Raw genomic sequence first — 24,052 nt, forward strand, 5'->3', positions numbered from 1 at the left:
TGATCAGGGTGTGGGGTCCTCGCGGGCGGGCTGTCGGGTCCGGCCGCCTTCGTTGTCCCAACCGGCCAGGCGCTGCTCCTCCTCGGCGGCGGTGTCGGCGGGACCATCGTGGCCTGCGGCGGTGAGGATGTCGCCGGAGCGGGTGCGGCCTCGGCATCGGGTGGCCAGGTCGAGTGCCTTCTCGGCGGCTGCGGGTGTGGTGTCGGGTGGGATGACGAGCAGGTTGATGTGTTCGATCCCCGGGATGATGAGGTTGATCAGGTGGGGGTCGATGGTGCGGAACCAGCCCACTCTGACCTGGCGGCCGGGGGCGGCGATGCGATGCGGGATGTTGTGCCAGGTGTCGACGTGCAGGCCGACGCGCAGGACCCGCCGCTCCAGCCGCTGGTCGATGGCGGCGATCAGTGCGGGCAGTTCCGCGCCGGCGTCGTAGCCGGCGGGCCACCACGCGCCGTCCACCGCGCCTCGACGTGCAAGGTCGGGATCGAGGCTGAGCCGCACCTCCTCGGAGCCGGTCATGGGGAGGGCTCGCGGCGTCGTGCGGCCAGGCGCGCCGGGGTCGGCCAGCGTACGTCGCGGGCCCAGCCGAGTCGCTCCAGCAGTCGGATCAGCCGGGCGGAGAGGTCGATCTGGCCGGGCAGCACGCCGTGGCGGGCGCAGGTGGGGTCGGCGTGGTGGCCGTTGTGCCAGCTCTCGCCGAATGACAGGAGAGCTAGTGGCCAGAAGTTCGCGGCCTGGTCTCCGGCGCGGGTCATCAGCGGCCGTTCGCCGAAGACGTGGCAGATGGAGTTGATCGACCAGGTGACGTGGTGCAGCAGCGCGATCCGTACCAGAGCGCCCCAGAAGAATGCGGTCAGCGCGCCACGCCAGGTGCCGGTGACCAGCAGGCCGATCGCGGGCGGCAGCAGCAGCGAGGCTGCCACCAGCGGTCCGAACAACCGGTCCACCCGGCCGATGCCGGCGTCGTTGAGCAGGTCCTTGGCGAAACGTTTCCGATTGGTGAGGTCACGCCCGAACATCCAGCCGACATGTGCGAACAGCAGCCCCTTGGCCAGGCCGCGCACGCTGCTGCCGTAACGCCAGGGCGAGTGCGGGTCGCCGTCACGGTCGGCGAAGGCGTGATGGCGCCGGTGGTCGGCCACCCACTGGATGACCGAGCCTTGCACCGCCAGGGACCCGGCTACGGCCAGACCGATCCGCAGCCACCGCTCCGCCTTGAACGCGCCATGGGTGAGATGGCGGTGAAAGCCCACCGTGACGCCGAGCCCGGTCAGGACGTAAGCCGAGGCGGCTATCGCCACGTCGGTCCAGCTCAGCCCCCACCCCCAGGCCACCGGCACGGCGGCGGCCAGCGCCGCGAACGGCACCAGCACGAACACCCACAACGCGACCATCGCCGCGAACGGTTTACGGCCGCCGATGAGCGGTGCCGGGCCGGCCCGCTCGATGACACCTGTTCCTGACGAAGCCATGCCGACTTCCTCCCCCGAACGGCAGCGTCCTTTCTCCCCCTGGACAGCAATTCACCTGCCCACACGCACGGAAGCCACTCCCGTGTCGATGCCAAGCTTCGGACGGGCGGGGGACATCCCACCGCCAACGGATCGGGCGCGCCCGTCCCGCATGAGGCCGCCACGGCCCGGACACCACCCGCGCCCGCCCCCGAGCCCGTCAATCCTTCTGTTCGGGTTCCTTCCCAGGAGGCGCCGCCTGCGCCGGTGGTTCGGGGACCGGTCCCGCCGGGAGGGCGAGCGGGACGTCCTTGAAGAGTTCGGGGACGGCCCGGTAGAGGATGGCGGTGATCGGCACGGCCACCACCGCGCCCGCGATCCCGGCCAGGATGCCGCCGACGGCCAGCACGATGATGATCGCCAGCGGGTGGAAGTGCAGCACCCGGCCGACGATCAGCGGCTGGAGCACGTGGTTCTCCAGTTGCTGCTCGACGATCAGGATGCCGACGAAGATCAGCGCGTAGATCGGGCCCTTCGCGCCGAGCGTGACCAGCGTCGCGACCGCGCCGGCGAAGAGGATGCCGACGATCGGGACGAAGCTGGCCAGGAAGATCAGTACGGCCAGTGCCGCCCACAGCGGTACTCCCATGACGGCCAGCACCACACCCATGAGCACGCCGTGCACCGCGGCCACGGCCACCGTGCCCTGCACGTAGTGCGACAGCGTGGTCCAGGCGGTCCGCCCGGCCCGGTCGACCCGCGGCGCCATCCGGCCGAACCCCTTGAGGAACCAGGACCAGATCTGGTCACCGTCCTTGAGCAGGAAGAACGTCACGAACAGCAGGAGCACGATCGAGGCCAGCGCCTCCACCACCACCACGGTCCCCGCCAGAACCGTCGAGGTGATCTGCTGCTGCCGCTCGGTGACCAGCTTGGCGATCTCGTCCACCCAGCCGCTGAGCTGAACGGGCTTCACGTGCAGAGGGCCGGTGTAGAGCCAGCCCTCCACCGTCTTGGCCGTCTGCCTGACCTGTGTCAACAGGCCGGGGAACTCCTCATTGGCCCGCACGCCGATGATCCAGCCCGTCCCGCCCAGCACGGCGAGCGCGACCAGCATGGTGACCCAGGTGGCGTAGATCGTCCGCAGCCCCGACTCGCGCAGCCGCCGGGTGAGCGGGAACAGCAGCGCGGTCAGCAACAGGGCGACCGCCACCGGCAGGGCGACGATGCGCATCGTCGCCACGAAACCGAGCACGTAGTTGGCCACGATGCCGATGACGATCAGGCACGCGCACCACGCGGCCATCCTCGCCAAGGTCGCAGGCACCAACCGCAACAGGCGCTCCTGAGGTGAGTCCACGCACGGGAAACTTCCCCACCGGTCGGAAATAGGCGCACTTCCCGACTTCGGTAAAGGAAAGTTGAAGCAGAGAATCTGCGTCACGGGCCCGGCGGCCTGCGTGGTGCCGGCCTGGCTTGCGGTGAGCACCGCGGGGGTGAACGCCATCGGGGCGGCCGACACGCGCGAGGTCACCTGCCGACGTCTTGGTTTCCGGGATTGACGATGGCGGTTCGCCGATCACTGCCGTGTCCGGGCCAGCGCGTCCTGTGCCTGCGCCAGAGTGGGGTGGGTGGGAAATATGCGCCCCAGCAGGCCGGTCCTGCGGAGCAGTTGCTCACATGTACCGTGCAGGCCGATCAAGACCAGCGCGCCGCCGTCATGGTCGATCTGCCTCCATACACGGACCAGGCTGCTCAGCCCGGAGGAGTCGCAGAACTCCACCCCGGACATGTCCATGATCACTAACGGTGGGTTCTGCCGTCGGCACACCTTGACCACTTCGTGTTCCAGGTGCGTGGCAGTGTTCAGGTCCAGTGCGCCGTGGACGGCCACCACCTGGCCCGGAGGCGCCGCGCGCACGCTGAGCCGCAAGGGCGGCGGGTCGTTCGACATCGGCTGCGAAGGCATCGACGCCTCCTCTCGGGTGGCCCTCTGCCCCGCGCCCGCTCTCTGATGTGTCGCGACGCCCGTCCTGTCACCGGCGCGGTTCGGTACGGCCGGTCGTCATGGCTTCTCCTCAGGGGTGGGTACGCGCAGGAGCAGCAGGGCGGTGTCGTCGCTGTGGTGGTCCCCGGCATACTCGCTCAGGGCGGTCGTGATGCGCTCCAGCGTCTGCTCGGCGTTCAAGCCGTCGTTCAGCCGGCCGGCACAGCGGGCCAGGCGCAGGCGTCCGGGTTCGGTCAGCGGCGCGTTAAGGCATGAGGGCCTTTCTGGTCGGCGTGTAGATGTCGCAATCCACACCGAACCGAAGGCCCTCACCCCTTTACAAGATCATTTTTTGCGTGTCGTCTCGACCTAACCTCTGTGGTCAGTACAGCTAGTGGTCGCTGATCAGGGCGTTCAAGGCGGCTGCCTTGTCCGCTTCGGTCGGCAGGCCGTAGCGGCGGGTGGTGTCCAACGAGCCGTGGCCGAGGAGGTCGGCGACCAGGACGGGGTCTGTGCCGTGGCGGATGAGCTGGGTGGCGAAGGTGTGGCGCAGGACGTGCGAGCTGAAGGGCTCGGTGGGGTCGTCGCCCAGGCCGACGGCGTCGCCGAGGCCGGTGATGATGTCCCGGGCTGCGCGGTCGCTCAGGCGACCGCCGCGCTGGTTGAGGAACAGCGCTGGGTGGGTGCCGGCTCCCTTCCAGCCGGCGCGGGTTGCCAGCCAGTCGGTCAGGGCCTGGCGCAGGTCGGGGTGGACGGGCAGCAGGCGGATCTTGCCGCCGTCGCGGCCCTGTCCGCGGATGCGTAGTTCGCCCGTGCGGGCTGAGAGGCGCACGTCGGTCAGGTCGAGGCCGACGACTTCGGAGATGCGCAGTCCGGCGTAGTAGGGCAGCAGGGCGACGGCTTTGTCGCGCGGGGAGGCGGTGAGCTGGACGTGGCGGACGTAGCGGCGGGCGCGCCGGGCGTCCAGGACTCGGGGGGCGGTGCGCCGGGAGTCGCGTTCGCGGCGGGTCTGGGGCTTGCCGAGGCCGCGGCGGGCGTAGAAGTCGTCGATGGCCGACAGGTAGGCGTCGATGGTGTTGGGAGCGCGGCGGCCGTCCTTGAGGTGGCGGCGGAAGTCGCGTACCGCGCCGGCGGCCGCGGCCGCATCGGTGAGCGGATCGCCGTCCAGGGCGGCGGCGTCGGCTTGGACGGCCAGCCAGGCCAGGTAGCCGCGCAGCCGGGAGGTGTACTTGGTCTTGGTGGAGTCGGCCAGCGGGGCGTGCTCAAGGGTGGCGGTGTAGTCGGCCAGGACGGCGGCGTGGGGAGCGGGGAGCGGGACGGCCCGCGACCGGCGCGGGTTTCCGGCAGCGACTCCGACCGGCTCCGTGATTCCCGAGGGCGAGTTTCCGGAAGTCATCCACAGAGTCTACTTCCGGAATTATGTCATTCCGGAAGTAGGAGGTAGAATGAAGGTACCGAGGACTTCTCGAGCGTTGGCACTCAGGTCTGCGTCGCCCCCGGCGAACCACCACAGGCCCCTTCTGAGGGGCCCGGATAGGTCAGCGACCATGACGCCGACACTTCTTTCTCAGCCCGCACCGCTCAGCCCCACCTCGTCCGCGATGCCTCGGGCCGATTCCGCGCTACGGCTCAGTCTCCACCCGGTGCCGAATCGGCGATCGGTGGTGGACGGGGCCTGGTGGCCCTACTCCAGTGACGCCGCCGCGGAATTCCCCGGTCTCATCGCCGCGGTCGACCGGATGCTTGATCGGGTCACGCTCCGTGTCGGCGTGCATGGCGATGCGTGGCAGAACGTCCCGCGCCGCATCCCGGCCCGCGGTCGGCAGGTCCGCGTCGGCTGGTTCCGCCACACCGACCCGCGCATGATCACTCTCAGCTTCGCGTCCGGCGAGCCGGTCGTCCTGCTGATCATCCCGTCAGGAACCGCCGCGGGCGTCGCCGAGGCCGTGCTCAAGCTCACCGTCCAGGACACCGCCGGCTTGACGGCCGACGCCATTCTCACTCTGGCGCACCTGCCGGCGGGCCCCGGTCCGCGTGCGACGGCCGGCTCAGCCCGGTGGGAGAACGAGGGCGGGGCGGTCAACGGGCAGAAGGCTGCCTCGTTCACGGCACGGCCGATCCTGGCGTGACCCGCGTGCCGCCTGCCGGCCGGATTGAGCGGTCCAGGCATCGCCCGTTGTCCGGCGGCGGGCCGATCTCCGGCCGGCAGGCATCTCATCGCGTTCCAGCTTCTCCACAGGAGGCTTCCATGACCGTCATCGACACCGCCCCGCTCGGCGAGGCGGGCGCCTCGGCGCCGACCCTCGTGCACCTGGCGGGGGACATCGACATCTTCACCACGGCTCAGCTGCGCAGGCGGCTGATCGACGCTCTCGCCCACAGCACCGGCCTGCTCGTCGTGGACCTGTCCCAGGTGACCTTCTGCGGCGCCGGCGGGCTGGGCGTGCTGGTCGGCGCTCAAGGCCGGGCCCGGTCACTGGGCATCACGCTCGCCCTGACCGGCGTTCCGTCGCGCATGGCCCGGCTGCTGCACATCACCGGCCTGGGCCACCGATTCCCGATCATCGCATGACCGGCATACCACTCACCTTCGAGCTCACCCCGGCCGGCTATGACGGCAGTTCGCCGTTCCCTCGGCCTGCGGCACCGGCGCGGGCCGGTATCACCCCGGTGACACTGACCGCCGCAATTGTGATCGCGCCGTTCCTCGCGCTTGGCGCCGGCATCTGGCTGGCGTGGGGAGTCGGTGTCAGTCTCACCGACCTGCTCCTGGTCGTCGTCTTCTACGTCGTGACCGGGCTGGGGGTGACGGTCGGCTTCCACCGCCTGCTGACCCACCGCTCCTTCACCGCCCGTCCGTGGCTCCGCGCCGTCCTGGCCGTGGCCGGGTCGATGAGCTTCCAGGGCAACCTGATCGACTGGGGGGCCGTCCACCGCCGCCACCACGCCTTCACCGACCGGCCCGGCGACCCGCACTCCCCCTACCGGTACGGCACCGGTCTCGGCGGACGACTGCGCGGCCTGGCCCACGCCCACCTGGGCCGGCTGTTCTCCAGCGAACCCACCTCGGCCACGACGTATGCTCCCGATCTGCTGCGCAACGACCCGGCCATGCTGCGGATCTCCCGCGCCTACCCCGCCTTGTGCGCCGCCTCCCTCCTCCTGCCGTTCGCGGCGGGCTGGGCGATCAGTGGCAGCCTCTACGGCGGGCTGACCGCGTTCATCTGGGCGGGCCTGATCCGTATCGCCCTGTTGCAGCACGTGACCTGGAGCGTCAACTCCCTGTGCCACATGATCGGTGAGCGGCCGCACAAAGCCCGCCGCCACGACCGCTCCACCGACCTGTGGCCGCTGGCCCTGCTGTCCTTCGGAGAAAGCTGGCACAACGGCCACCACAGTGAGCCCAGTTGCGCCCGGCACGGCCGCGGCGGCCGCCAGATCGATCCCTCAGCCGCACTCATCAGCCTGTTCGAACGCCTGAACTGGGCCAGCGATGTGCACTGGCAACCCCCCGACGTCCTCGGCCACCATCGCACGGTGGCCGGCAAGCACACGCTGCGCACCAGCACCCCGCGCCAGGGCGGAACCAAGAGGCGTTAGCCCTGGTCAGCACGTTGGGGGAGAAGCTCGTACAGCTGGGAAGAGGAACTAGTGCAAGGGGAAGGGCCTCCAGGGAAGGCATCGCGGTGACCGGTGATGGCGAGCAGCTGCTGGGCGGCTTGCTGAGCGCCAGCCAACTCTCCTCGCTGGAGGATCTGCCAGCCCTGGTCGCCGAGTACGGACGGTCGGCGGGCTTCTCCCAGACCATGGTCTACGTAGCCGACCTGCAGCAGCAGGTGCTGGTCCCGCTGACCGGGCAGCGTGACGTGTTCGGCAAACCGCTCGAACCGATCCGGATCGACGCCACCATGGCAGGACGTGCCTTCCGCAATATGGAGATCGTCGAGGCCCGGCACGTGCTGGATCCCGCCGCGCCCGAGACCGCGCCGACGTCGACGGCAGGTGATGGGCCGCAGCGCCTGTGGGTGCCGTTGCTGAGCGACACCGAGCGGGTTGGCGTCCTGGGAGTGACCGTGGCGCAGGGGTCGGAGAGCGTGGGGTTGCTGGCCGGCCGGCTGGCCTCCCTCGTCTCGCTGCTGGTGATCAGCAAACGCCCGCACAGCGACTCCTATGCGCGCCTGGTACGCGCTCGGCCGATGACGCTGTCGGCCGAGGTGTTGTGGAACCTGCTCCCACCGCGAGCCTTCGCCGATGACGACGTGGTGGTCAGCGCCGCGCTGGAACCTGCCTACGAGGTGGGCGGCGACGCCTACGACTACGCGATCGACAGCGGCACACTGCGCGTGTCGATCTTCGACGCGATGGGACACGACACCGCGGCCGGCCTGACCGCCACCATCGCCATGGGGGCCGGTCGCACCAGCCGCCGCCAAGGCAAGGACCTGCCCGCGACGAGCGAGGCGATCGACGCGGCGATCGACGAGCAGTTCATCGACCGCTTCGCCACAGGCGTCCTGGCCGATCTGGACCTGCGGACTGGTTGGCTGAGCTGGGTCAACCGAGGGCACCATCCGCCCTTGGTGATCCGCAAAAGCCAGCAGGTCGCGACCCTGGACAGCGTGCCCGATCCGCCGATGGGCATCTGCCTGGGCCTGTCCACCGGATTGCTGCGCTACCAGTTGGAACCCGGGGACCGGCTGCTCTTCTACACCGACGGCGTCATCGAGGCTGAGAGCCCGGACGGGCAACCCTTCGGGCTGGAGCGCTTCATCGACTTCATCGTCCGTCACGAGGCCGACGGCACCTCCGCCCCGGAAACACTCCGCCGGCTGATCCACAGCATCCTGCAGCACCAGCACGGCCGGCTCCAAGACGACGCCACCGTGCTGATGGTCGAGTGGCGCACCGGGCGGCAACAGCAACTCGTCCTGGGAAAGATCGCGGTGCCGGGACCGTAGGACGCAACAGCATGGGCACCGAGCCGGTCGACATCGGTGAGGCCGACGGCGGCCTACCAGGATCACATGCCGCGGCGCGAGCAAGCCATCTGGTCACCAGTCTGTCCGGGCCCGCCTGAAGCCTCTAGAAGCGATAGTGCTGGATGGCGGTGCCCTTGCGGGAGATGGAGGTGCTCCAGGCCGTCAGGAAGCTGGCCAGGCGGGTCGTCCACGGGTAGTCGGCGACCTCGGGCTCGCGGCCCAGCAGGATCTCGCGTACCAGCTTCAGGCGAGGTTCCAGGCGCTCGATGTCCTGCGGGGTGTCGAAGCCGGGAGACCTCAGGAAGGGGACGACGGACTGGGTGCCGGCGTACTTCCTGGCCGCCCAGACGTGGAACCTCGTGTAGCCGTTGAAGCAGATCTCCCCTGTGGGGAAGTGGCGGATGAGGCGGTCGAGGAGCGTGGCCAGTTCCTCCTTGGACAGGAACCCGATCAGGCCGTCGGCGACGATCACGGCGGGGCGGTCGGCGGGGATTTCGCTGATCCATCGGGGGTCGTTGAGGTCGGAGCCGATGGTGTGGAGGTGGGGACGCTCGGGGAGCAGTAATTGCCTGGCCTTGGCCACGCCGGGCAGGTCGACGTCGTACCAGTCGACGGTGGCGGGCGGGTCGACGCGGTAGACACGGGTGTCAAGTCCGGCGCCCAGGTCGAGCCCGACGGCGTCGGGATTTTTGACGATGAACTGCCGCACGATGTTGTCCATGACCAGGGAGCGGTGCGCGATGCCCACGACGGGGCTGGCGGAGAGCTTGAACTGCCCGGCGTCGTAGTCGAGCTTCTTGACGATGTCGAATGCGGTCTTGTCGTGCAAGATCGGGTGCTTGGCCTGGTAGTCGAGCGCTTTGCCGGCCAGGGTCAGCCAGAGCGTGTTCTCCAGCGGCGTGAGGTCGGGGAGGGTGATGGCCATCGTGTCAGTCCTCTTCCTGTGGTGAGTCGTTGAGGGCGGCCCGGGCCGCGTTGAGGGCGGCGTCGTCGGTGAACAGCCCGTGGGTGTAGAGCTCCAGCGTGGGCAGCGCGAGGCGGCGCAGCACGTCGGGCCCGAACTGCTCGTGGCCCAGTGCCCGCGCCAGGGGTGGCGGCATGGTCAGCGTGGCCACGCTGTTGAGCACGGTCAGCACCGCCAGCGCCCGCACGTCGGAGGACGGCCGCATCGAGCCGTCGGCGATCCCGGCCCGCAGGACCTGCTCCGACTCCGCCACCAGCGTGTCGACGAACGTGCCCGCGGCGGGTGTGTCCTCCTCGATCGCGCGCAGCATGTACTGCACCTGGAGGCGGTATTCCTCCGGGTTGGACAGGTATTCGTGAAAGAGGTCCTGCATGCCGCTCGGGCCGGCGTTGTCGGCCCGCTGGACCAGGATGCGCAGGACGTGGTCGTCGCAGACGCTCCGGAGCTTCTCCTTGCTGCCGAAGTGGTGGATGACCAGGCCGGGGCTCACTCCGGCGGTGGCCGCGACGGCGCGCAGGTTGGTCTTGGCGAAGCCGTCCCGGGCGAAGTGCGCGATGGCCGCGTTGCGGATCTTGGCCTGGGCGGTCAGGTCCGACGATGCTGAACACATGTTTAGTAGACTAAACAGATGTTCAATGCCTGGCAAGTCGAGGGCAGGCCCGTGATCAAGGGCCTGTAGCGCTTCATGACTCGTCGAGTGGTGCTTGATCCGCGGCTTTGACCTCCAGCCACAACAACCATCGCCCGCACCAGTCCCGCCAGGCGGGTCAGACAGCCTCGTCGCTGCGGCTGCTGGTGGCTGCCGGCGCGTCTTCGCCGGACGGCGGTTCGGTGGCCGGGGCGGCGGGTTCGAGCCAGTCGAGCTGTTCGGCCAGGTGGCGGGCGGTGTCTATGACGCCGGCGATGTGCGGGGAGGGGTTGGCGTCGTGCCACAGCAGGGACCAGGGGTAGTACGTGGTGGGGTCGGTCAGGGGCCGCCAAGTGGTGCCGGGGCGGTTGGAGGAGCGGAAGGAGGAAGGGACGCAGTGCACGCAGCGGTGCTGGAGTACGAGGTCGGCGGCAGCCCGGGAGCTCTCGACGGTGCCTTCGTAGAGAGTGGGCTCGAACCCGGCCGAGCGGCACAGCGCGAGGACGAACTGGTTGAGCTCCGGCGTCTGCGATTCCTCGCCGAGCAGGAGCAGTTCGTCGGCGAGGGCGGCGACGGGTACACCGTCGAGGACGGCGAAGCGGTGGTCGTCGGGGACCAGCACGCCGAGGGGATCGAGCCTGATGAGTTTGGAGGTCATCTCGGCCGGGGTCTGGGAGGCGCGTCCGATGGCTATGTCGAGGCGGCCGTCGGCCAGTTGCCGGTACTGCTCGGGGGTGCCTGCTTCGATCTGGTGGATCGTGATGCCGGGATGGTTGTCCTGGAGTTCGTGCAGGATCTGCGGCATGGTGTCGTAGCCGGCGTCGATAATGCCGACGCGTAGCGTGGGCGCGGACGCGGCGGCGTTGCGTGCGGCATGCCCGGCCCGGCTGACGTGATGGAGGATCTGGCGCGCCTCGACGAGGAAGGCGGCCCCGGCGGGGGTCAGGTCGACGTGGTGGGTGCTGCGGTCCAGGAGCCGCACACCGAGCTCGCGTTCCAGCCGCTGGATCTGTTGGCTCAGCGCCGACTGCACGATGTGCTCGCGGGCGGCGGCGCGGCCGAAGTGCAGCTCTTCGGCCAGCGTCACGAAATAGCGCAACTGCCGTAACTCCATGCCCGACACCCTTCCTCTCCCAGGCGGTGCCGATGCGGCCGGCGTCTCCCACTGTAGGTCCTCGTGGGTGTGTCAACTTCTGAAGGTGGGCCTGGCCTCACTTGCCGGGCTGAGGCGTCCGGCAGTCGATCTTCGGGTTCATGCCGAGGTAGTTGAGGGGGCCGGCCAGGATCGTCACCGCGATGGTGGCCACCTGGTCGCAGTTCTCCACCGGTGCCGTGTAGTACTTGCGCCGGCCTGCGGCGACGGCACCGACGATCGGCCACAGGATCAGCGCCAATGATGCGACGCGCATCGGTTCTGCCTCCATCTTCGTCCTTGCGAGGCCGGCGGGGACGACGGGACCGTTGTCGGGTTCGCCCGCGTCCGGGCGGGATCCCGATCCGAGATCTGGGACCCGCCGGGCGGTTCGTCGAAGTGGGGATCAGCGTTTGAAGGCGTCCCTGGCCTTTCTAGCGGCCTGCTTCAGATTGCCGGCGACCCGGTCGCTCTTGCCCGCGACCTGCTGGCGCCGGTTGCCGGTGACACGGCCGAAGCGTTGCCTGGCCCAGCCCTTGAGTACCTGGACCTTGTTGCTGATTTCCCAGCGCAGACTCATCGCGATCTTCCTTCACTGCTCCGCCGCGGTCAGGCGGCTTGGAGCCCCAGTGTCTGCTCTGGCTTGGGAGGGGGAAACGAGCAACGGCCGTGCCGGTCATCACAGGAACTGATGAGCGGTGGGGTATCGGGGTCACTCTCCGGCCGGTGAGAGCGCGCCGGTACGGTGGCGCCGGACGCGTTCGGGATCGGGCCAGCGTACGTCGCTCGCCCAGCCGAGCCGCTCGAACAGGCGGATCACCCCGCTGGACAGGTCGATCTGGCCCCGGTCGAGACCGTGGCGGGCACAGGTCGGCTCGCTGTGGTGGCCGTTGTGCCAGCTCTCGCCGAACGACAGCAGGGCCAGCGGCCACAGGTTCGTCGCCCGGTCGTGGTCGCGGGTCTTGAAGGGCCGGCTGCCGATGAGATGGCACAGGGAGTTGACGCTCCAGGTGACGTGCTGGAGCAGCGCGATGCGGATCAGGCCGGCCCACAGGAAGGCGGTCAGGCCGCCGTACAGGGTGCCGGCGATCGCCCAGCCGGCTGCGAACGGCAGCGCCAGCGACAGCGCGCACAGCGCCGGGAAGGCGCGGGCCACGCGGGTCATGGCCGGATCGGCCAGCAGGTCAGGGGCGTAGCGTTCGGCGGACGTCTGGTCGTCGGTGAACAGCCAGCCGAGGTGGGCGTGGGCAAGCCCCCGAAGCTGCCCGCGCAGGCTGGTTCCGTACCGGTAGGGCGAGTGCGGATCGCCCGGCCGGTCGGTGAAGGCGTGATGGCGGCGGTGCACCGCCACCCAGTCGATCACGTTGCCCTGGAAGCCCATCGACCCGGCGACCGCCAGCACCACGCGCAACCATGGCCGGGCGGTGAAGGAGCCGTGGGTGAGCAGCCGGTGGAAGCCGACCGTCACTCCCAGCCCGGTCACCACGTAGAAGGCGGCGGCCAGGAGCAGGTCGGTGGGCGCGGCCCCGTGCCCCCACGCCAGATAGATCACCGCACCGAGCGCGGCGAACGGCGCGATCACGATCGCCCCGGTCAGCGCGGTCTGCGGCCGCCCGGCCGGCACGTGCTCGCCGGCCCCGGGGAAGGGTGAGGTTCCGTCGTAGTCCCGCCGGCGTCGCACCGGTCGTTCAGAAACAGCCATGAAGCAGCCTTCTTCTCGTCTATACGGTCCGCCGGTGCACGTAGCACCAGCGCCAGGTCGACCTCGGCCCCAGGGCGGCGGCCACCGGGTGGTCGGTCTCCTGGTAGTGGGCCTTGGCGTGGCCGCCCTGGGAATCGTCGGAACAGGCGACCCAGCCGCAGGTCAGGCACGCCAGCAGGCGCGTCCAGTACTGGCCGAGAGCCAGGCATTCCTTGCATTCGGGGGGTCCGTACCGCACTTGGGGGAGTTGGTCGATGTGATTGCAGCGCGGGGTCTGACCGTTCAGGCCCGCGCGGTTGGTCGCGTCCGTTCCTTGTGCGTCCAGGGTCATGACGACCCCCTCACGGTGACAGCGACGCAAGGTGCGCCGGCTGGTCACTTGCCAGTCAACGTGCTCAGCCGGGCCGGCGGAAAGACGCGATCCCAGTCAGCCTCATCAGTTGCGGCGATGGCAGGGCCTGCGGGCGATTTGACGAGAGGCCACCGGATCATGCGGACCGCGACGTCGAGAGGCCGCCGGACCGCGAAATCGGCCGGATTTTTCACCTGGCGCGGGCCTCCCGTCACTTATGCCGAGAGCGGATTTCGCTCATTTGTGCGAAATTTCCTTGCTATTTATTTCGGAAGGGTATTGACTGGGGAATGCAAGCAAGAAAAAGGGGAGGCTCTTATGGGCTTCGTACAGATTCTGGAATTCAACACCAAACGCGCTGCGGAAGTCGAGTCGCTCATGAACGAGTGGCGGACGCAGACCGAGGGAAAGCGCCATGTGCAGCGCGAGGTCGTGGCGAAGCACCGCGATCGCCCCGACCACTACGTGGCCCTCGTCGAATTCTCCTCCTACGAGGAGGCCCAGCGTAACAGCAGGCTGCCGGAAACCGACCGGTTCAACGCGCACATGGTCAAACTGTGTGAAGGCCCGATCAAGTTCTCCGACTACGACGTGATTCGCGACAAGAGCTGATCGCCGGCTGAACATCGCGAAAGCTCAACCTGTGCTGTGGCGTGCGAGAACATTCTCGCGTCATGGCACGGGGCATTTTTTGGTGTCGGTTCATCGTCGCGCGAGACGTGAAGGGGCCGGCGCCGGCCGACCGGAACTGCCCGACCGCTACGAATTCCTCCTGGCGAGCGCCTGCTCGGCCGCGGTGCTCAGCAACCGGGCGGCGGCGGCCACCTCGGCGAGCCGGCCAGGCCCCATCGCGTCCAGGCAGACGGCCAGCCGCTGCCGGTCGCCATGGCAGGCCATGTTCGTCGCACGCTGAACGGCGAGGGCGCGCGAAGCCGTGCCGAGCGCCGTCAAGACGTCGGCCAGGGCCTGATCCACGCCGTCGTTCGGACCCGGCGGCTGCGCAGGTTGAGCGGTCAACGCCATTCACCATGCCGTCCTTGAGCTCCGAGCGCGATCCGATGCCGCAGGCCGGTCTGCTCCATCTGCCGGCCGAGGACAACGGAGAGCGCCCCAGTGGTCCCCATGACACGCCACGAGCGGTGCGGCCGTCAAACCATTCGGGTCACCACGCCGGCGCCGGCCCCGGTGATCACGGCTGATGATAAGCGTGGGGCAGGTTGCCGCTTTCCGCCTGGCCGAGCTCACGGGATGATCAATACATCGCGCCGGACTGCTCCACTCACGCTGGCTCCCACACCACGTGTTCATGGCCGCCTCACACTCGCGGCCACCTCATTCCGTACTCCCCGCCCGTAGGAGTCAGCATGGACACCGCGGACACAGCCGGCATTCGCACGCCTGACACGGCCGCCGATCCGCCCTTGCGCATCACGCCGCTCGTCGATCCCCCGGGCCTGCGGATCGAAGGCGAGCTCGACTACGCCACCCTGCCTGCCCTGACCAGGGCACTGGTCTCGATGGCGAGCGGTGGCAGCCTCTGCGTCGATCTGAGTGGCCTGGCGTTCTGCGACGTCGGTGGGCTGCGCGCGTTGGTCTCCGCCGCCGCCGGTATGCGCGACGGCCAGGTTCTGACCTTATGCTCGCCCTCTCCGCAGGTGCGACGCCTGCTCCAGCTCACCGGCTGGTACCCGAAGGCCGGTCTTCGCCTGCAGGATCGGAGCGCCTCATGACGACCCTCGATCCCCGCGCTGGGGCAGGTCTGTGGCCCGTCCCCGCCACCTGTCCGGTGCCAGAAACTGGCAATGAGGGTCTGACCTGGTCTTCTAGGCTCGTCTCTTGTGTTGTTTCGGCTTCTGTATCTGCTGGTGATCAGGGTGTTCGGCTGGTTGGTGCTGCTCACTCGGGGCAGCGCCTCCGAAGAGGTGGAGATCTTGGTGTTACGGCATGAGGTCGCGGTGCTGCGTCGCCAGGTCGTCCAGCCCAGGCCGGACTGGGCCGATCGGGCGCTGTTGGCCAAGCTGGCCAGGCTGTTACCCGGTCGCCTTCGGCTGCATCGCATCGTGACGCCCGGCACGCTGCTGGCCTGGCACCGCAGGCTGGTGAAGAAGAAGTGGACCTACCCTGCCAAACACGGCCGGCCGCCTCTCTCTGAGGAGATTCGCGATCTGATCGTCCGGTTGGCGCGGGAGAATCCACGATGGGGCATCGGCGCATTCGGGGCGAGCTACTTGGCCTTGGGGCGCGGGTGGGGGAAGGGACGGTCCGCCGGGTTCTGACGGCGGTGACGCTTGGGCCCGCGCCGCGTCGGGCTTCACTGAGCTGGCGCCAGTTCTTGACTGCTCAGGCCTCCGGCATCCTGGCGTGCGACTTTCTCCACGTCGATACGGTGTTCCTCAAGCGCCTGTACGTGTTGTTCGTTATGGAGATCGAAACGCGGCGCGTGCACATTCTCGGCGTCACGGCTCATCCGACCGGTGCCTGGACAGCGCAGCAGGCGCACAATCTGCTGATGGACGTGGGCGAGCGAGCCGACGGGTTCAAGTTCCTGATCCGCGACAGGGACGGGAAATCGGCGGGCGGTTTGACGATGTGTTCGCCGGTGCGGATGTGCGCATGCTCAAGATTCCGCCGCGCTCGCCACGGGCGAATGCGTTCGCCGAGCGGTTCGTCGGTACGCTCCGACGCGAATGCCTCGATCACCTTCTGGTCCATGGCGAGCGGCATCTGAGACAGATCCTGGCTGAGTATGAGCGCCACTACAACCAGTATCGGCCGCATCAGGCGCTGTCGCTACGGCCACCTGTGCATGATCCAGCCGAGGCTGTCGATCTCACGGTTCGAATACAGCGACGACCGGCCGTCAGCGGTCTGATCAACGAGCACGGCCGAGCCGTACAGTCGAGCGAAGCCACAGGTCAGGCGTGTGATGCCGGTATTGGCACCGCACAGCTCGACCGGGTCTATGATCAGGCCGGACACGAGCCGCCCGTCACCCCTTCTGGTTTGCCCTTGCCTTGCGTTCTGGCGGGGTCTGCCTTGACCTGCGGGGTTCAAGGGCCGATACGCGTGCCCGCTGTCGAGCCCGCCCGCATGTCGGACGCGTGCCGAAGAGCACTGTCCGAGCACCGACTCGGCCATTTCCGCCTCTCGGAAACGAGTCGAGAATCGAGAAAGCCCAGGTCAGATGGGGTATTGAGTGGTAGGGCGCCCGGGGCTCGAACCCGGAACCTACGGATTAAAAGTCCGCAGCTCTGCCAATTGAGCTAACGCCCCTCGCACGAGCAAGGGTACAGAGATTACCGCCCCGCCCGCGACGCCTCCATCACCGGTAAGCGGGCAACCCCGTCAGGGCCTCCCCCAGCACCAGCGTGTGAATCTCCTGGGTCCCCTCGTACGTCAGCACAGACTCCAGATTGTTCATGTGCCTGATCACAGGGTACTCCAGGGTGATCCCGTTTCCCCCCAGGACGGAACGGGCCTGCCGGGCGATGTCCAGGGCGGCCCGTACGTTGGCCAGCTTGCCGAAGCTGATCTGCCGGGGCTCCAGGCGTCCCTCGTCCTTCAGTGCGCCCAGGTGCAGGGCCGTGAGCTGGGCCTGGGCGGCGCCGACGTACATCCAGGCCAGTTTCTCCTGGGTGAGCTGGAACGCGCCGATCGGCTTGTCGAACTGGACGCGGGTCTTGGCGTAGTCGACCGCCGACTCCAGGCAGGCGCGGGCGGCCCCGACGACCCCCCACAGGATGCCGAAGCGGGCCTCCGACAGGCACGACAGCGGGCCCTTGAGGCCGGTGACGCCGGGCAGCACGGCGGAGGCGGGCAGACGGACGTCGTCGAAGTACAGGGACGAGGTGACCGAGGCCCTGAGTGACAGCTTCTTGTGGATCTCAGGGGCGGAGAACCCCGGCGTGGAGGTGGGGACGACGAAGCCGCGGACCCCCTCGTCCGTCTGCGCCCACACCACGGCGACGTCGGCGATCGAGCCGTTGGTGATCCACATCTTGGAGCCGTTGAGCACCCAGTCGGAGCCGTCCCGCTTGGCGTACGTGCGCATGTTGGCGGGGTCGGAGCCGTGGTCGGGCTCGGTCAGGCCGAAGCAGCCGATCGCCGTGCCGGCCGCCATGCGCGGGAGCCATTCCTCCTTCTGCTCCTCGGAGCCGTACCGCCAGATGGGGAACATCGCCAGCGAGCCCTGGACCGACACGAACGAGCGCAGGCCCGAGTCGCCCGCCTCCAGCTCGCGGCAGGCCACGCCGTAGGAGGTGGCGTCGGTGCCGGCGCACCCGTACCCCTCCAGGTGCATGCCCAGCAGGCCGAGCGAGCCGAGCTCCGGCGCGAGCTCGCGCGCCGGGAAGACGGCCTCCTCGAACCAGTCGCCCACGTGCGGAAGGACGCGGTCGGAGACGAATGACCTGACCGTGTCGCGGATCAGCCGCTGGTCGCCGTTGAGGCGGTCGTCGAGGCGCAGCAGATCGTCCATGGCGGGTCCTCTCCTCGCGTAAGGGGTTACCAGGGTTCTACCAGGGACAATCCTGATGTGCTAACACCGGCCCCAGGGGCAGTCTTGAGACATGAACGAATACAGCGAGCACAACGTCAAGAAGCTCCGTCGCACCAACAAGGGCCGGATGATCGCGGGCGTCTGCTCGGGCATCGGTGAGTACGTCGGCATCGACGCGAACCTGATCAGGGTCGGCCTCGCCATCGCCACCCTGTTCGGCGGGGCCGGCGTCGGCCTGTACGCGATCGGCTGGCTCCTGCTGCCGGACGAGGAGCGGGACACCTCGATCGTCCAGGACCTGATCAGCAAGCAGCAGCAGCAGCGCAACGCCACCGACTGGACCGGCGAGCACAAGCCGCAGCAGTGATCAGGCCGGCGCCTGGGCGGGCAGCTCCTGGGCATCACGGTCGTCCCGGGACTCGGTCCACAGCAGGGCGAGCACGGCAGCCGCGATCACTCCGGTGATGCCGGAGAGCGCGACCACCAGCTCAGGACCGAGTCTCTCCGCCGCGAACCCGCCGACCAGGATCCCGATCCCCTGCACGGCCATCAACCCCGACTGCACCAGCCCGAACGCCTGGCCGCGCCGCTCCGGCGGCACGTTCTGGACGAAGGCCGCGTTCGCCGCGAGCTGGTACGCCCCACCGATCCCCGACAGAACCCACGCGGCCAGCACCACCGCGAGCGGCGGCCGGAGCGCCGTCACGGCCAGGGGCGCGCAGCTCAGCATGGCCATCCACCCCATCAGCCGCAGCCGCCGCGCCGGCGTCACGAACCTGCTGAACAGGAACGCGCCCACCACCGTGCCCGTCGGCATCGCGGCCATCAGCAGACCGGTGATCATGGGCACCGGCAACGACCCCGTGGCGAGTTCGGCGGCATAGGGCACGGCGATGCCCTCGGGAAGAATGTAGAAGCCGCACAACCACGCGAACAGCACGAGCGTCCGCAACCTGCGCGAGCCGAAGACGAGCCGGGCTCCCGCCCTGGTCATCGCCCACATGGACGGCTTCGCGCCGTCCTGGCGGGCGGCCGGCCGCGGGCGTACCCCGGAGACCAGGATCAGCGCCGAGGCGAGGAACGTGGCCGCGTCGAGCGCGAGCGCCCGGTAGGGGCCCAGGGTGGCGATCATCGCTCCGCCCGCCGCGAAACCCAGCATCTGCACGGCCTGGTTCGTCATGTTCTGCAACGCCGAGCCGACGACGTACCGGTCGCCTTCGAGCACCTCGGGCAGCAGCGCCGCGCGCGCCGCCGAGAACGGGGCGCTGAGCAGCACCACGAAGAACACCAGCACGCACAACGCCCAGAACGGCATCACCGGCAGCGCCATCACGCCGACCAGCACCGCCCGGACGACGTCGCAGGTCATCATGACGCCCCGGCGCGCGAACCGGTCGGCCAGCCCCGCCAGCAGCGGCCCGCCGACGATCGACGGAAGGTACGTCAGCGCGTAGACGGCCGCGGTGGCCAGGGGCGACCCGGTGCGGGAGTAGACGAGGACGGCGAGCGCGACCTGGGCGAGCTGGTCACCGAGGAGGGAGAGGCCCTGGCCGTACCAGAGTGCCCGGAACTCCCGGATGGCGATGACTTCGCCGTAGGTGGCCTGGTCTGTCTCGGCACGGCGATGCCGTCCCGGCGGCCTACCTGCCTGCATGGCCCCCATTGGACTCCGCTGCGCCTGACTCACCGTGTTCGCTATGTGACCTAAGGTGCCCGATCATGAGGCAAGGCGCAACCCAAAGAAGTCAACGGGCTGCAAAGGGTCACCAGCCCAGTTCGTGAAGTCTGTCATCACTGATCCCGAAATGGTGTCCCACCTCATGGACAACGGTGATGCGCACCTCGTTAACGACTTCCTCTTCTGTCTTGCATATCTGACATATGGGATTGCGGTAGATCTCGATCCGGTCGGGCAGGACACCTGAGTACCAGTCGCCGCGCTCCGTGAGGGGGACACCGGTGTACAGGCCGAGCAGGTGGGGCTCTGGCGGATCATCGACGACCGTGACGACGACGTTGCTCATGACGCGGGTGAGCTCGGCGGGGATCGTGTCCAAAGCCTCGGCCACGAGTTCCTCGAACTTCTCCCGCGAAACGTCGATCACGCATGCCATTCTGCCCTGTCGGTCAGGTATGCAAGAAACTGTATGAACTTCGTTGACAGGTCGAAAGCAGTCATTCGGTCACGTGCAACGAGGGCCGTGGCGGTGCTCCTGGTGGCCGCCGCCGGCGCCTGGCTGGGCATCTTCCTGAGCGGCACCGTGCACGCCCAGGTCGGCCCGGTCGAGACGGGCATGTCGCTCAGACCCGCCTGGAACGGCGAGACGGTCGTCGACGCCAGCCCCCTCGGCACGCTGACCTTCCGAACCCACGACGCCCCGCTCAGGCTCCGCATCACCCTGGAGAACATCGACCAGGAGCGCGCCAAGGCGCTCATCGAGGACCCCAAACTCGCCGACCGCCTGCCGGGCCTCATCGAGAGCGACCTCCTGGACGGCGTGCGCGCCCTGGCGGTCCGCAGCATGCTCTGTGCCGGGGCGGGGGCCCTGATCGCCGTCCTGATGGTCTACAGGCGCCCCAGGACGGCTCTGGTGGGGCTTCTGGCGGCCTCGGTGGGCCTGGCGGCCACCGGGGCGCTGGCCGCCCTCACGTTCCGTCCCAGCTCGCTCGTGGAGCCGCGCTACTCGGGTCTGGTCGCCGCGGCGCCGTCGCTGGTGGGCAGCGCGGAGTCGATCGTGACGAAGTTCGAGTCGTACCGGTCGCAGCTCACCAAGCTCGTCACGAACGTCTCGAAGCTGTACGACACCGTCTCGACCCTGCCGCTCTACGACGCCGACCCCAACTCCATCCGGGTCCTGCACGTCTCGGACATCCACATCAACCCCATCGCCTGGAACGTCATCCGCTCGCTCAAGGACCAGTTCGCCGTCGACATGATCATCGACACCGGCGACATCTCGGACCACGGGACCAAACCGGAGAACAAGTTCGTCGACGAGATCAGCCGCCTCGGCGTGCCGTACGTGTACGTACGCGGCAACCACGACTCGATGATCACCCAGCGGGCGGTCGAGAGGCAGAAGAACGCCGTGGTCCTGGACGACAGGGTGGAGAAGGTCGCCGGCCTGCGCATCTACGGCCTGGGCGACCCCCGGTTCACCCCCGACAAATCGGTGGCCGTCGACTCCGACCCGGACGCCCTCCAGCAATTCGCCCGCTCACACCTGCCCAAGGTGGACGGGGCGGACCTGGTGGCCGTCCACGACCCCGTCGTCGGCCGCGGCTTCAGCGGGGCCACGCCCATGATCCTGGCCGGTCACACGCATGACCGTTCGACGTCCATGCTGCCGTCCGGCTCCCGCATGCTCGTCCAGGGCTCGACCGGCGGCGCCGGCCTGCGGGCGCTCGAACACGCCCAGCCCACGCCCGTACAGGCCTCGGTCCTGTACTTCGACCGGGAGACACGCCGCCTGCGTGCCTGGGACGACATCACGCTGGGCGGCCTGGGGGAGCAGTCGGTGTACATCCAGCGTCACGTGGAGGCCGACCCACAACGTATGATTTCTCCGGAGCCAACGAACGCCCCGTCTCCAACGGGAACGGTCACTGGCACTGCGTCACCGACCGCCGGTCAGCCACTTTGGCATCAAGGGCAATCGTCCCCTATGCTTCAGAGGTCTCCGACGGAAGGCGACAGGGAATCCTGAGCCCCCATCGTCTAGCGGCCTAGGACACCGCCCTTTCAAGGCGGCGGCACGGGTTCGAATCCCGTTGGGGGCACTTGCGAGTGTTTGGCGCACCGCGAACCGGCTGGTCGAAAGGCCACCGGAGAGCTGGTAAGCTAAGCAAGCGCAAACAGAAAGAAACGCAAGAAAAGCAAGGTCCTGTAGAGCAGTTTGGAGTGCTCGCCACCCTGTCAAGGTGGAGGTCGCGGGTTCAAGTCCCGTCAGGACCGCTCTGGGTCAGGTAGCTCAGTTGGTACGAGCGTCCGCCTGAAAAGCGGAAGGTCGGCAGTTCGACCCTGCCCCTGACCACCAGCTTTCAACAGCAAAAAAGCCTCGAACGAATCATCGTTCGGGGCTTTTTGTTTTCCTCCGACAGCAACAGTGACAGCAACGTCATGGATGCGTGCGCGAGGATCAAGTCCGTGGCTATCAGTCAGGCGAAGTTCCTGCGGATCGATGGAGAAGGGCTCGTACTCGGCGGTTACATGACTGCCTGGAGTGGGCCAGTCGGTACCGCCTGAGAAATTCTCTCTGACTGGAAGGGCTTCGGATCCGGCTCGGGAGGCGGGCGACGGTCCGGCTGGATGATCTACGGTTCGCTCGCCACTGCGCTTCCGGGGCTGGGGTCGTCGTGCGGGGCGGGGTCAGGGGTGGAAGAGGGTGTTGAGTTCGGTGAAGTCCAGGGAGTCGGTCAGGGTTTCGAAGGTGCCGGTGGTGAGGAGTTCTTCGGCGGCTCTGCGGGCGGCGGTGTAGGCGGTCTGGGCGAGCGCGGTGCCCAGGCTGATCCGGCGTACGCCGGCCTCGGTGAGCTCGGCGATGGTGGGGCCGCCGGCGACGGCCATCGCGTTGACCGGGAGGGGGGACTCGGCGCACAGGGTGGCCAGCGCGTCGAGGTCGAGGAGGCCGGGGACGAAGATGCCGTCGGCGCCGGCCTTGGCGTACGCCGCCGTGCGCTTGAGCACTTCGTCCAGGCGGCCGGCGGAGGGGCCGACGGCGAAGAGGAAGACGTCGGTGCGGGCGTTGACGAAGAGTCCGGGGAGACCCGCCGCGGCCGCCGCCTGCCGGGCCGCGTGCAGTCTGGCGGTCTGGTCGGCGAGGTCGAACAGCGGGCCGCCGACGGCCTGGGAGTCCTCCAGGTTGACGCCCACCGCACCGGCTCCGGCCACGGCTCGGACGGTGTGCGCGACGTCCTCGGGGGCAGGGCCGTAGCCGCCCTCGATGTCGACCGTCACGGGGAGGTCGACGGTGTTCACGATGCGCCGGGCGGCGTGCAGCGTCTCGTCGCGGGTGAGGTGCTGGCCGTCGCCGCGGCCGAGCGACCAGGAGACGCCGCCGCTGGTCGTGGCGATGGCCGTGGCGCCGGCTGCGGCGATCACGGCGGCGCTGGCGGCGTCCCAGGCGTTGGGGAGGATCAGTACGGAGCCGGCGTTCAGCTTTCTGAACAGATCAGCCTTTTTCGTCGTCGTCGCATCGGTGGAGGGGAGGTTGTCCACAGACATGTGCGTGACCGCCTTCGGGGTGTTCGGAGTCCGGCACCATGGCTCGGTGGGTGCCTGGTCCTGGATGTTGCCGGGCGGCGAGGTAGGCGTCCATTGATTAAGCTCTGACCGAATCGTGGACGCACGGGAGGCGGCATGAAGGCGCGGCTGGCCTTTTCGGTGAACGATCTGGCCGAGACCCGGTTCGCCGTCTCGGCCATGTGGGAGGTCGTCACGAGTTGCCGGGCGCTGGCCGCGGCCACGGTGCCCGATCCTCATCGTGGGTGGGCCGAACAGGTGCGTCCCCGGATCGCGGCGGCGGGGCTCGATCGCGGCTGGCTGGCCGACATGGTGGCGCCCGTCGGCCATTTCCCCGACTTCCTCAATCCGACCACGGCGTCCCACGAGCTGCCCGACGAACTGGCGGCCATCGAGGCCACCGATCCCGAGCAGGTGCGGCGCGACCTCGACCTGGTGTCCGCCGAGCGGGACGGCCGGTTGCCGCCCCGGCTGCGGAACCTGCACCGCGACCCCCGGGCGTACCTGCCCAAGGTCGTCGCGGAGATCGAGACCTACTGGCAGCTCGCGATCGCGCCCTACTGGGCGCGCATCCGGTCGGTGCTGGACGCGGACGTCTTCCACCGGGGCCGCCAGGTGGCCGAGCACGGCACGGCGCGCACGCTCGACCAGCTCCACCACACCGTGCGCTGGGACAGCGGCGGCCTCCAGCTGGCACAGCGGCACTGCGCGATCACCAGGATCGAGACCGGTGCGGGGCTGCTGCTCGTGCCGTCGGTCTTCGCGTGGCCGCGGGTGCTGACGCGGTCCGTCGCGTCCGAGCCGCCTCAGCTCGCCTATCCGGCGCGTGGCATCGGGACGTTGTGGGAGTCGCGGAGGCATGCGCCCATGGACGCGCTCGCCGCCGTGATCGGCCGGTCCCGGGCGTTGATCCTGGCCGAACTCGACTCGCCGGCCTCGACCACCGAGCTCGCCGAGCGGTCGGGGATGTCCGCGGCGGGGGTGTCGCAGCACCTCACCGCGCTGCGGGCCGCCGGGCTGACCAGCACTCACCGGGCGGGCCGCACGGTGTTCTACGCCCGTACGAGCCTCGCGGACGCCCTGCTCACGGCTCAGGTGTGAAACGGCGCTGATCTTT

The 24,052-nt window shown here is 68.8% G+C and carries 29 protein-coding genes, 4 tRNA genes and 1 pseudogene; 14 read left to right on the top strand and 20 right to left on the bottom strand.

Annotated features, from left to right (window positions below; all coding sequences use genetic code 11):
* Window positions 1-3 precede the first annotated feature (3 nt).
* The 6 genes from ACFYYW_RS47865 to ACFYYW_RS47890 all read right to left on the bottom strand — a co-directional run bounded on the left by ACFYYW_RS47865 (window position 4) and on the right by ACFYYW_RS47890 (window position 4,834).
* Window positions 4-519: a DUF5994 family protein gene (locus tag ACFYYW_RS47865; protein WP_387660958.1), complete on the bottom strand. Its 516-nt coding sequence runs from the start codon at window positions 517-519 to the stop codon at window positions 4-6.
* Window positions 516-1,472: an acyl-CoA desaturase gene (locus tag ACFYYW_RS47870; protein ID WP_387660961.1), complete on the bottom strand. Its 957-nt coding sequence runs from the start codon at window positions 1,470-1,472 to the stop codon at window positions 516-518. Before ACFYYW_RS47870 ends, ACFYYW_RS47865 begins: the two co-directional genes overlap by 4 nt.
* Before the next feature lie 199 nt (window positions 1,473-1,671).
* Window positions 1,672-2,757 carry an AI-2E family transporter gene (locus ACFYYW_RS47875; RefSeq protein WP_387660963.1) on the bottom strand — a complete coding sequence of 362 codons (1,086 nt, stop codon included), beginning with the start codon at window positions 2,755-2,757 and terminating at the stop codon, window positions 1,672-1,674.
* Between the two features lie 273 nt (window positions 2,758-3,030).
* Window positions 3,031-3,420, bottom strand: a complete 390-nt coding sequence (locus ACFYYW_RS47880) for an STAS domain-containing protein (protein ID WP_387660965.1) — start codon at window positions 3,418-3,420, stop codon at window positions 3,031-3,033.
* Window positions 3,421-3,516: 96 nt separating this feature from the next.
* Window positions 3,517-3,639, bottom strand: coding sequence for a hypothetical protein (locus ACFYYW_RS47885; RefSeq protein WP_387660968.1), 123 nt, complete (start codon window positions 3,637-3,639; stop codon window positions 3,517-3,519).
* Between the two features lie 190 nt (window positions 3,640-3,829).
* The gene (locus ACFYYW_RS47890) at window positions 3,830-4,834 is read right to left on the bottom strand and encodes a tyrosine-type recombinase/integrase (protein ID WP_387660970.1); all 1,005 of its coding nucleotides are present in this window, start codon (window positions 4,832-4,834) and stop codon (window positions 3,830-3,832) included.
* 151 nt (window positions 4,835-4,985) lie between these two features.
* Here ACFYYW_RS47890 and ACFYYW_RS47895 point away from each other — a divergent pair, with 151 nt between their 5' ends.
* From ACFYYW_RS47895 to ACFYYW_RS47910, 4 genes are all read left to right on the top strand, one after another.
* Entirely contained in the window at window positions 4,986-5,567 is a 582-nt protein-coding gene (locus ACFYYW_RS47895; protein WP_387660973.1) for a DUF5994 family protein, read from the top strand.
* Window positions 5,568-5,686: 119 nt separating this feature from the next.
* Window positions 5,687-6,010 carry an STAS domain-containing protein gene (locus ACFYYW_RS47900; protein WP_387660976.1) on the top strand — a complete coding sequence of 108 codons (324 nt, stop codon included), beginning with the start codon at window positions 5,687-5,689 and terminating at the stop codon, window positions 6,008-6,010.
* 98 nt (window positions 6,011-6,108) lie between these two features.
* Entirely contained in the window at window positions 6,109-7,038 is a 930-nt protein-coding gene (locus ACFYYW_RS47905; protein ID WP_387660979.1) for an acyl-CoA desaturase, read from the top strand.
* A gap of 86 nt (window positions 7,039-7,124) precedes the next feature.
* Entirely contained in the window at window positions 7,125-8,396 is a 1,272-nt protein-coding gene (locus tag ACFYYW_RS47910; RefSeq protein ID WP_387660982.1) for a PP2C family protein-serine/threonine phosphatase, read from the top strand.
* A 124-nt stretch (window positions 8,397-8,520) separates the two neighbouring features.
* On the opposite strand, the gene ACFYYW_RS47915 is transcribed toward ACFYYW_RS47910, so the two are convergent.
* From ACFYYW_RS47915 to ACFYYW_RS47945, 7 genes are all read right to left on the bottom strand, one after another.
* Window positions 8,521-9,342: a class I SAM-dependent methyltransferase gene (locus ACFYYW_RS47915; protein ID WP_387660984.1), complete on the bottom strand. Its 822-nt coding sequence runs from the start codon at window positions 9,340-9,342 to the stop codon at window positions 8,521-8,523.
* A gap of 4 nt (window positions 9,343-9,346) precedes the next feature.
* Complete coding sequence (locus tag ACFYYW_RS47920; RefSeq protein WP_387660987.1) at window positions 9,347-9,991, bottom strand: TetR family transcriptional regulator; 645 nt, start codon at window positions 9,989-9,991, stop codon at window positions 9,347-9,349.
* Window positions 9,992-10,148: 157 nt separating this feature from the next.
* On the bottom strand, window positions 10,149-11,123 hold the full coding sequence (locus tag ACFYYW_RS47925; RefSeq protein ID WP_387660989.1) for a LysR family transcriptional regulator: 975 nt from the start codon (window positions 11,121-11,123) through the stop codon (window positions 10,149-10,151).
* A 97-nt stretch (window positions 11,124-11,220) separates the two neighbouring features.
* Window positions 11,221-11,433 (bottom strand): hypothetical protein, encoded by a 213-nt coding sequence (locus tag ACFYYW_RS47930; protein ID WP_387660992.1) that lies wholly within the window; start codon window positions 11,431-11,433, stop codon window positions 11,221-11,223.
* Window positions 11,434-11,547: 114 nt separating this feature from the next.
* Window positions 11,548-11,721 carry a CsbD family protein gene (locus ACFYYW_RS47935; protein WP_387660995.1) on the bottom strand — a complete coding sequence of 58 codons (174 nt, stop codon included), beginning with the start codon at window positions 11,719-11,721 and terminating at the stop codon, window positions 11,548-11,550.
* Between the two features lie 132 nt (window positions 11,722-11,853).
* Complete coding sequence (locus ACFYYW_RS47940) at window positions 11,854-12,843, bottom strand: acyl-CoA desaturase (RefSeq protein WP_387660998.1); 990 nt, start codon at window positions 12,841-12,843, stop codon at window positions 11,854-11,856.
* A gap of 19 nt (window positions 12,844-12,862) precedes the next feature.
* The gene (locus ACFYYW_RS47945; RefSeq protein ID WP_387661001.1) at window positions 12,863-13,081 is read right to left on the bottom strand and encodes a UBP-type zinc finger domain-containing protein; all 219 of its coding nucleotides are present in this window, start codon (window positions 13,079-13,081) and stop codon (window positions 12,863-12,865) included.
* Between the two features lie 432 nt (window positions 13,082-13,513).
* On the opposite strand from ACFYYW_RS47945, the gene ACFYYW_RS47950 reads away from it, so the two are divergent.
* Window positions 13,514-13,807, top strand: coding sequence for a hypothetical protein (locus ACFYYW_RS47950; protein ID WP_387661003.1), 294 nt, complete (start codon window positions 13,514-13,516; stop codon window positions 13,805-13,807).
* A 147-nt stretch (window positions 13,808-13,954) separates the two neighbouring features.
* Here ACFYYW_RS47950 and ACFYYW_RS47955 read toward each other — a convergent pair whose 3' ends face one another.
* On the bottom strand, window positions 13,955-14,218 hold the full coding sequence (locus tag ACFYYW_RS47955; protein ID WP_387661006.1) for a hypothetical protein: 264 nt from the start codon (window positions 14,216-14,218) through the stop codon (window positions 13,955-13,957).
* Window positions 14,219-14,559: 341 nt separating this feature from the next.
* Here ACFYYW_RS47955 and ACFYYW_RS47960 point away from each other — a divergent pair, with 341 nt between their 5' ends.
* The 3 genes and pseudogenes from ACFYYW_RS47960 to ACFYYW_RS47970 all read left to right on the top strand — a co-directional run.
* The gene (locus ACFYYW_RS47960; protein ID WP_357709994.1) at window positions 14,560-14,925 is read left to right on the top strand and encodes an STAS domain-containing protein; all 366 of its coding nucleotides are present in this window, start codon (window positions 14,560-14,562) and stop codon (window positions 14,923-14,925) included.
* A 108-nt stretch (window positions 14,926-15,033) separates the two neighbouring features.
* Window positions 15,034-15,471 (top strand): hypothetical protein, encoded by a 438-nt coding sequence (locus tag ACFYYW_RS47965; protein WP_387661009.1) that lies wholly within the window; start codon window positions 15,034-15,036, stop codon window positions 15,469-15,471.
* Between the two features lie 337 nt (window positions 15,472-15,808).
* Window positions 15,809-15,937, top strand: a pseudogene (locus ACFYYW_RS47970) (integrase core domain-containing protein); the annotation flags it as partial.
* A 48-nt stretch (window positions 15,938-15,985) separates the two neighbouring features.
* Here ACFYYW_RS47970 and ACFYYW_RS47975 read toward each other — a convergent pair.
* From ACFYYW_RS47975 to ACFYYW_RS47985, 3 genes are all read right to left on the bottom strand, one after another.
* Window positions 15,986-16,174, bottom strand: coding sequence for a hypothetical protein (locus tag ACFYYW_RS47975; protein WP_387661012.1), 189 nt, complete (start codon window positions 16,172-16,174; stop codon window positions 15,986-15,988).
* 218 nt (window positions 16,175-16,392) lie between these two features.
* Window positions 16,393-16,468: transfer RNA gene (locus tag ACFYYW_RS47980), tRNA-Lys, on the bottom strand.
* Between the two features lie 49 nt (window positions 16,469-16,517).
* On the bottom strand, window positions 16,518-17,672 hold the full coding sequence (locus ACFYYW_RS47985; RefSeq protein ID WP_352324511.1) for an acyl-CoA dehydrogenase family protein: 1,155 nt from the start codon (window positions 17,670-17,672) through the stop codon (window positions 16,518-16,520).
* 91 nt (window positions 17,673-17,763) lie between these two features.
* Here ACFYYW_RS47985 and ACFYYW_RS47990 point away from each other — a divergent pair, with 91 nt between their 5' ends.
* Window positions 17,764-18,060 (top strand): PspC domain-containing protein, encoded by a 297-nt coding sequence (locus tag ACFYYW_RS47990; RefSeq protein ID WP_352360963.1) that lies wholly within the window; start codon window positions 17,764-17,766, stop codon window positions 18,058-18,060.
* On the opposite strand, the gene ACFYYW_RS47995 is transcribed toward ACFYYW_RS47990, so the two are convergent.
* Together ACFYYW_RS47995 and ACFYYW_RS48000 are read right to left on the bottom strand one after the other, a co-directional pair.
* Window positions 18,061-19,347: an MFS transporter gene (locus ACFYYW_RS47995; protein WP_387661016.1), complete on the bottom strand. Its 1,287-nt coding sequence runs from the start codon at window positions 19,345-19,347 to the stop codon at window positions 18,061-18,063.
* Window positions 19,348-19,456: 109 nt separating this feature from the next.
* Window positions 19,457-19,807 (bottom strand): metallopeptidase family protein, encoded by a 351-nt coding sequence (locus ACFYYW_RS48000; RefSeq protein WP_387661019.1) that lies wholly within the window; start codon window positions 19,805-19,807, stop codon window positions 19,457-19,459.
* An 87-nt stretch (window positions 19,808-19,894) separates the two neighbouring features.
* Between ACFYYW_RS48000 and ACFYYW_RS48005 the strand changes: the two genes are divergently transcribed.
* The 4 genes from ACFYYW_RS48005 (at window position 19,895) to ACFYYW_RS48020 (ending at window position 21,730) form a co-directional block, all read left to right on the top strand.
* Window positions 19,895-21,400, top strand: a complete 1,506-nt coding sequence (locus tag ACFYYW_RS48005; protein WP_387661021.1) for a metallophosphoesterase — start codon at window positions 19,895-19,897, stop codon at window positions 21,398-21,400.
* A tRNA-Glu gene (locus ACFYYW_RS48010) sits at window positions 21,401-21,473 on the top strand.
* Between the two features lie 100 nt (window positions 21,474-21,573).
* Window positions 21,574-21,648: transfer RNA gene (locus ACFYYW_RS48015), tRNA-Asp, on the top strand.
* A 5-nt stretch (window positions 21,649-21,653) separates the two neighbouring features.
* Window positions 21,654-21,730 (top strand) — tRNA-Phe (locus ACFYYW_RS48020).
* Window positions 21,731-22,062: 332 nt separating this feature from the next.
* Here ACFYYW_RS48020 and ACFYYW_RS48025 read toward each other — a convergent pair.
* Window positions 22,063-22,917: an isocitrate lyase/phosphoenolpyruvate mutase family protein gene (locus tag ACFYYW_RS48025; RefSeq protein ID WP_387661024.1), complete on the bottom strand. Its 855-nt coding sequence runs from the start codon at window positions 22,915-22,917 to the stop codon at window positions 22,063-22,065.
* A gap of 135 nt (window positions 22,918-23,052) precedes the next feature.
* Here ACFYYW_RS48025 and ACFYYW_RS48030 point away from each other — a divergent pair, with 135 nt between their 5' ends.
* Window positions 23,053-24,036 carry a DUF5937 family protein gene (locus ACFYYW_RS48030; protein ID WP_387661027.1) on the top strand — a complete coding sequence of 328 codons (984 nt, stop codon included), beginning with the start codon at window positions 23,053-23,055 and terminating at the stop codon, window positions 24,034-24,036.
* The last annotated feature ends 16 nt before the right edge of the window (window positions 24,037-24,052 follow it).

Origin of the sequence: Nonomuraea sp. NPDC001831 (assembly GCF_042892035.1) — a bacterium.
Classification (GTDB): Bacteria; Actinomycetota; Actinomycetes; order Streptosporangiales; family Streptosporangiaceae; genus Nonomuraea.

Bases quoted from the DNA above. Each gene is read 5' to 3' on its own strand.
- ACFYYW_RS47990 (WP_352360963.1), top strand. From the start codon at position 17,764: ATGAACGAATACAGCGAGCACAACGTCAAGAAGCTCCGTCGCACCAAC.
- ACFYYW_RS47900 (WP_387660976.1), top strand. From the start codon at position 5,687: ATGACCGTCATCGACACCGCCCCGCTCGGCGAGGCGGGCGCCTCGGCG.
- ACFYYW_RS47870 (WP_387660961.1), bottom strand. From the start codon at position 1,472: ATGGCTTCGTCAGGAACAGGTGTCATCGAGCGGGCCGGCCCGGCACCG.
- ACFYYW_RS47875 (WP_387660963.1), bottom strand. From the start codon at position 2,757: ATGGCCGCGTGGTGCGCGTGCCTGATCGTCATCGGCATCGTGGCCAAC.
- ACFYYW_RS48030 (WP_387661027.1), top strand. From the start codon at position 23,053: ATGAAGGCGCGGCTGGCCTTTTCGGTGAACGATCTGGCCGAGACCCGG.
- ACFYYW_RS47985 (WP_352324511.1), bottom strand. From the start codon at position 17,672: ATGGACGATCTGCTGCGCCTCGACGACCGCCTCAACGGCGACCAGCGG.
- ACFYYW_RS47935 (WP_387660995.1), bottom strand. From the start codon at position 11,721: ATGAGTCTGCGCTGGGAAATCAGCAACAAGGTCCAGGTACTCAAGGGC.
- ACFYYW_RS47895 (WP_387660973.1), top strand. From the start codon at position 4,986: ATGACGCCGACACTTCTTTCTCAGCCCGCACCGCTCAGCCCCACCTCG.
- ACFYYW_RS47995 (WP_387661016.1), bottom strand. From the start codon at position 19,347: ATGCAGGCAGGTAGGCCGCCGGGACGGCATCGCCGTGCCGAGACAGAC.
- ACFYYW_RS47960 (WP_357709994.1), top strand. From the start codon at position 14,560: ATGGACACCGCGGACACAGCCGGCATTCGCACGCCTGACACGGCCGCC.
- ACFYYW_RS47865 (WP_387660958.1), bottom strand. From the start codon at position 519: ATGACCGGCTCCGAGGAGGTGCGGCTCAGCCTCGATCCCGACCTTGCA.
- ACFYYW_RS47920 (WP_387660987.1), bottom strand. From the start codon at position 9,991: ATGTGTTCAGCATCGTCGGACCTGACCGCCCAGGCCAAGATCCGCAAC.
- ACFYYW_RS47880 (WP_387660965.1), bottom strand. From the start codon at position 3,420: ATGCCTTCGCAGCCGATGTCGAACGACCCGCCGCCCTTGCGGCTCAGC.
- ACFYYW_RS47940 (WP_387660998.1), bottom strand. From the start codon at position 12,843: ATGGCTGTTTCTGAACGACCGGTGCGACGCCGGCGGGACTACGACGGA.
- ACFYYW_RS47890 (WP_387660970.1), bottom strand. From the start codon at position 4,834: ATGACTTCCGGAAACTCGCCCTCGGGAATCACGGAGCCGGTCGGAGTC.
- ACFYYW_RS48025 (WP_387661024.1), bottom strand. From the start codon at position 22,917: ATGTCTGTGGACAACCTCCCCTCCACCGATGCGACGACGACGAAAAAG.
- ACFYYW_RS47955 (WP_387661006.1), bottom strand. From the start codon at position 14,218: ATGGCGTTGACCGCTCAACCTGCGCAGCCGCCGGGTCCGAACGACGGC.
- ACFYYW_RS47930 (WP_387660992.1), bottom strand. From the start codon at position 11,433: ATGGAGGCAGAACCGATGCGCGTCGCATCATTGGCGCTGATCCTGTGG.
- ACFYYW_RS47950 (WP_387661003.1), top strand. From the start codon at position 13,514: ATGGGCTTCGTACAGATTCTGGAATTCAACACCAAACGCGCTGCGGAA.
- ACFYYW_RS48000 (WP_387661019.1), bottom strand. From the start codon at position 19,807: ATGGCATGCGTGATCGACGTTTCGCGGGAGAAGTTCGAGGAACTCGTG.
- ACFYYW_RS47925 (WP_387660989.1), bottom strand. From the start codon at position 11,123: ATGGAGTTACGGCAGTTGCGCTATTTCGTGACGCTGGCCGAAGAGCTG.
- ACFYYW_RS47915 (WP_387660984.1), bottom strand. From the start codon at position 9,342: ATGGCCATCACCCTCCCCGACCTCACGCCGCTGGAGAACACGCTCTGG.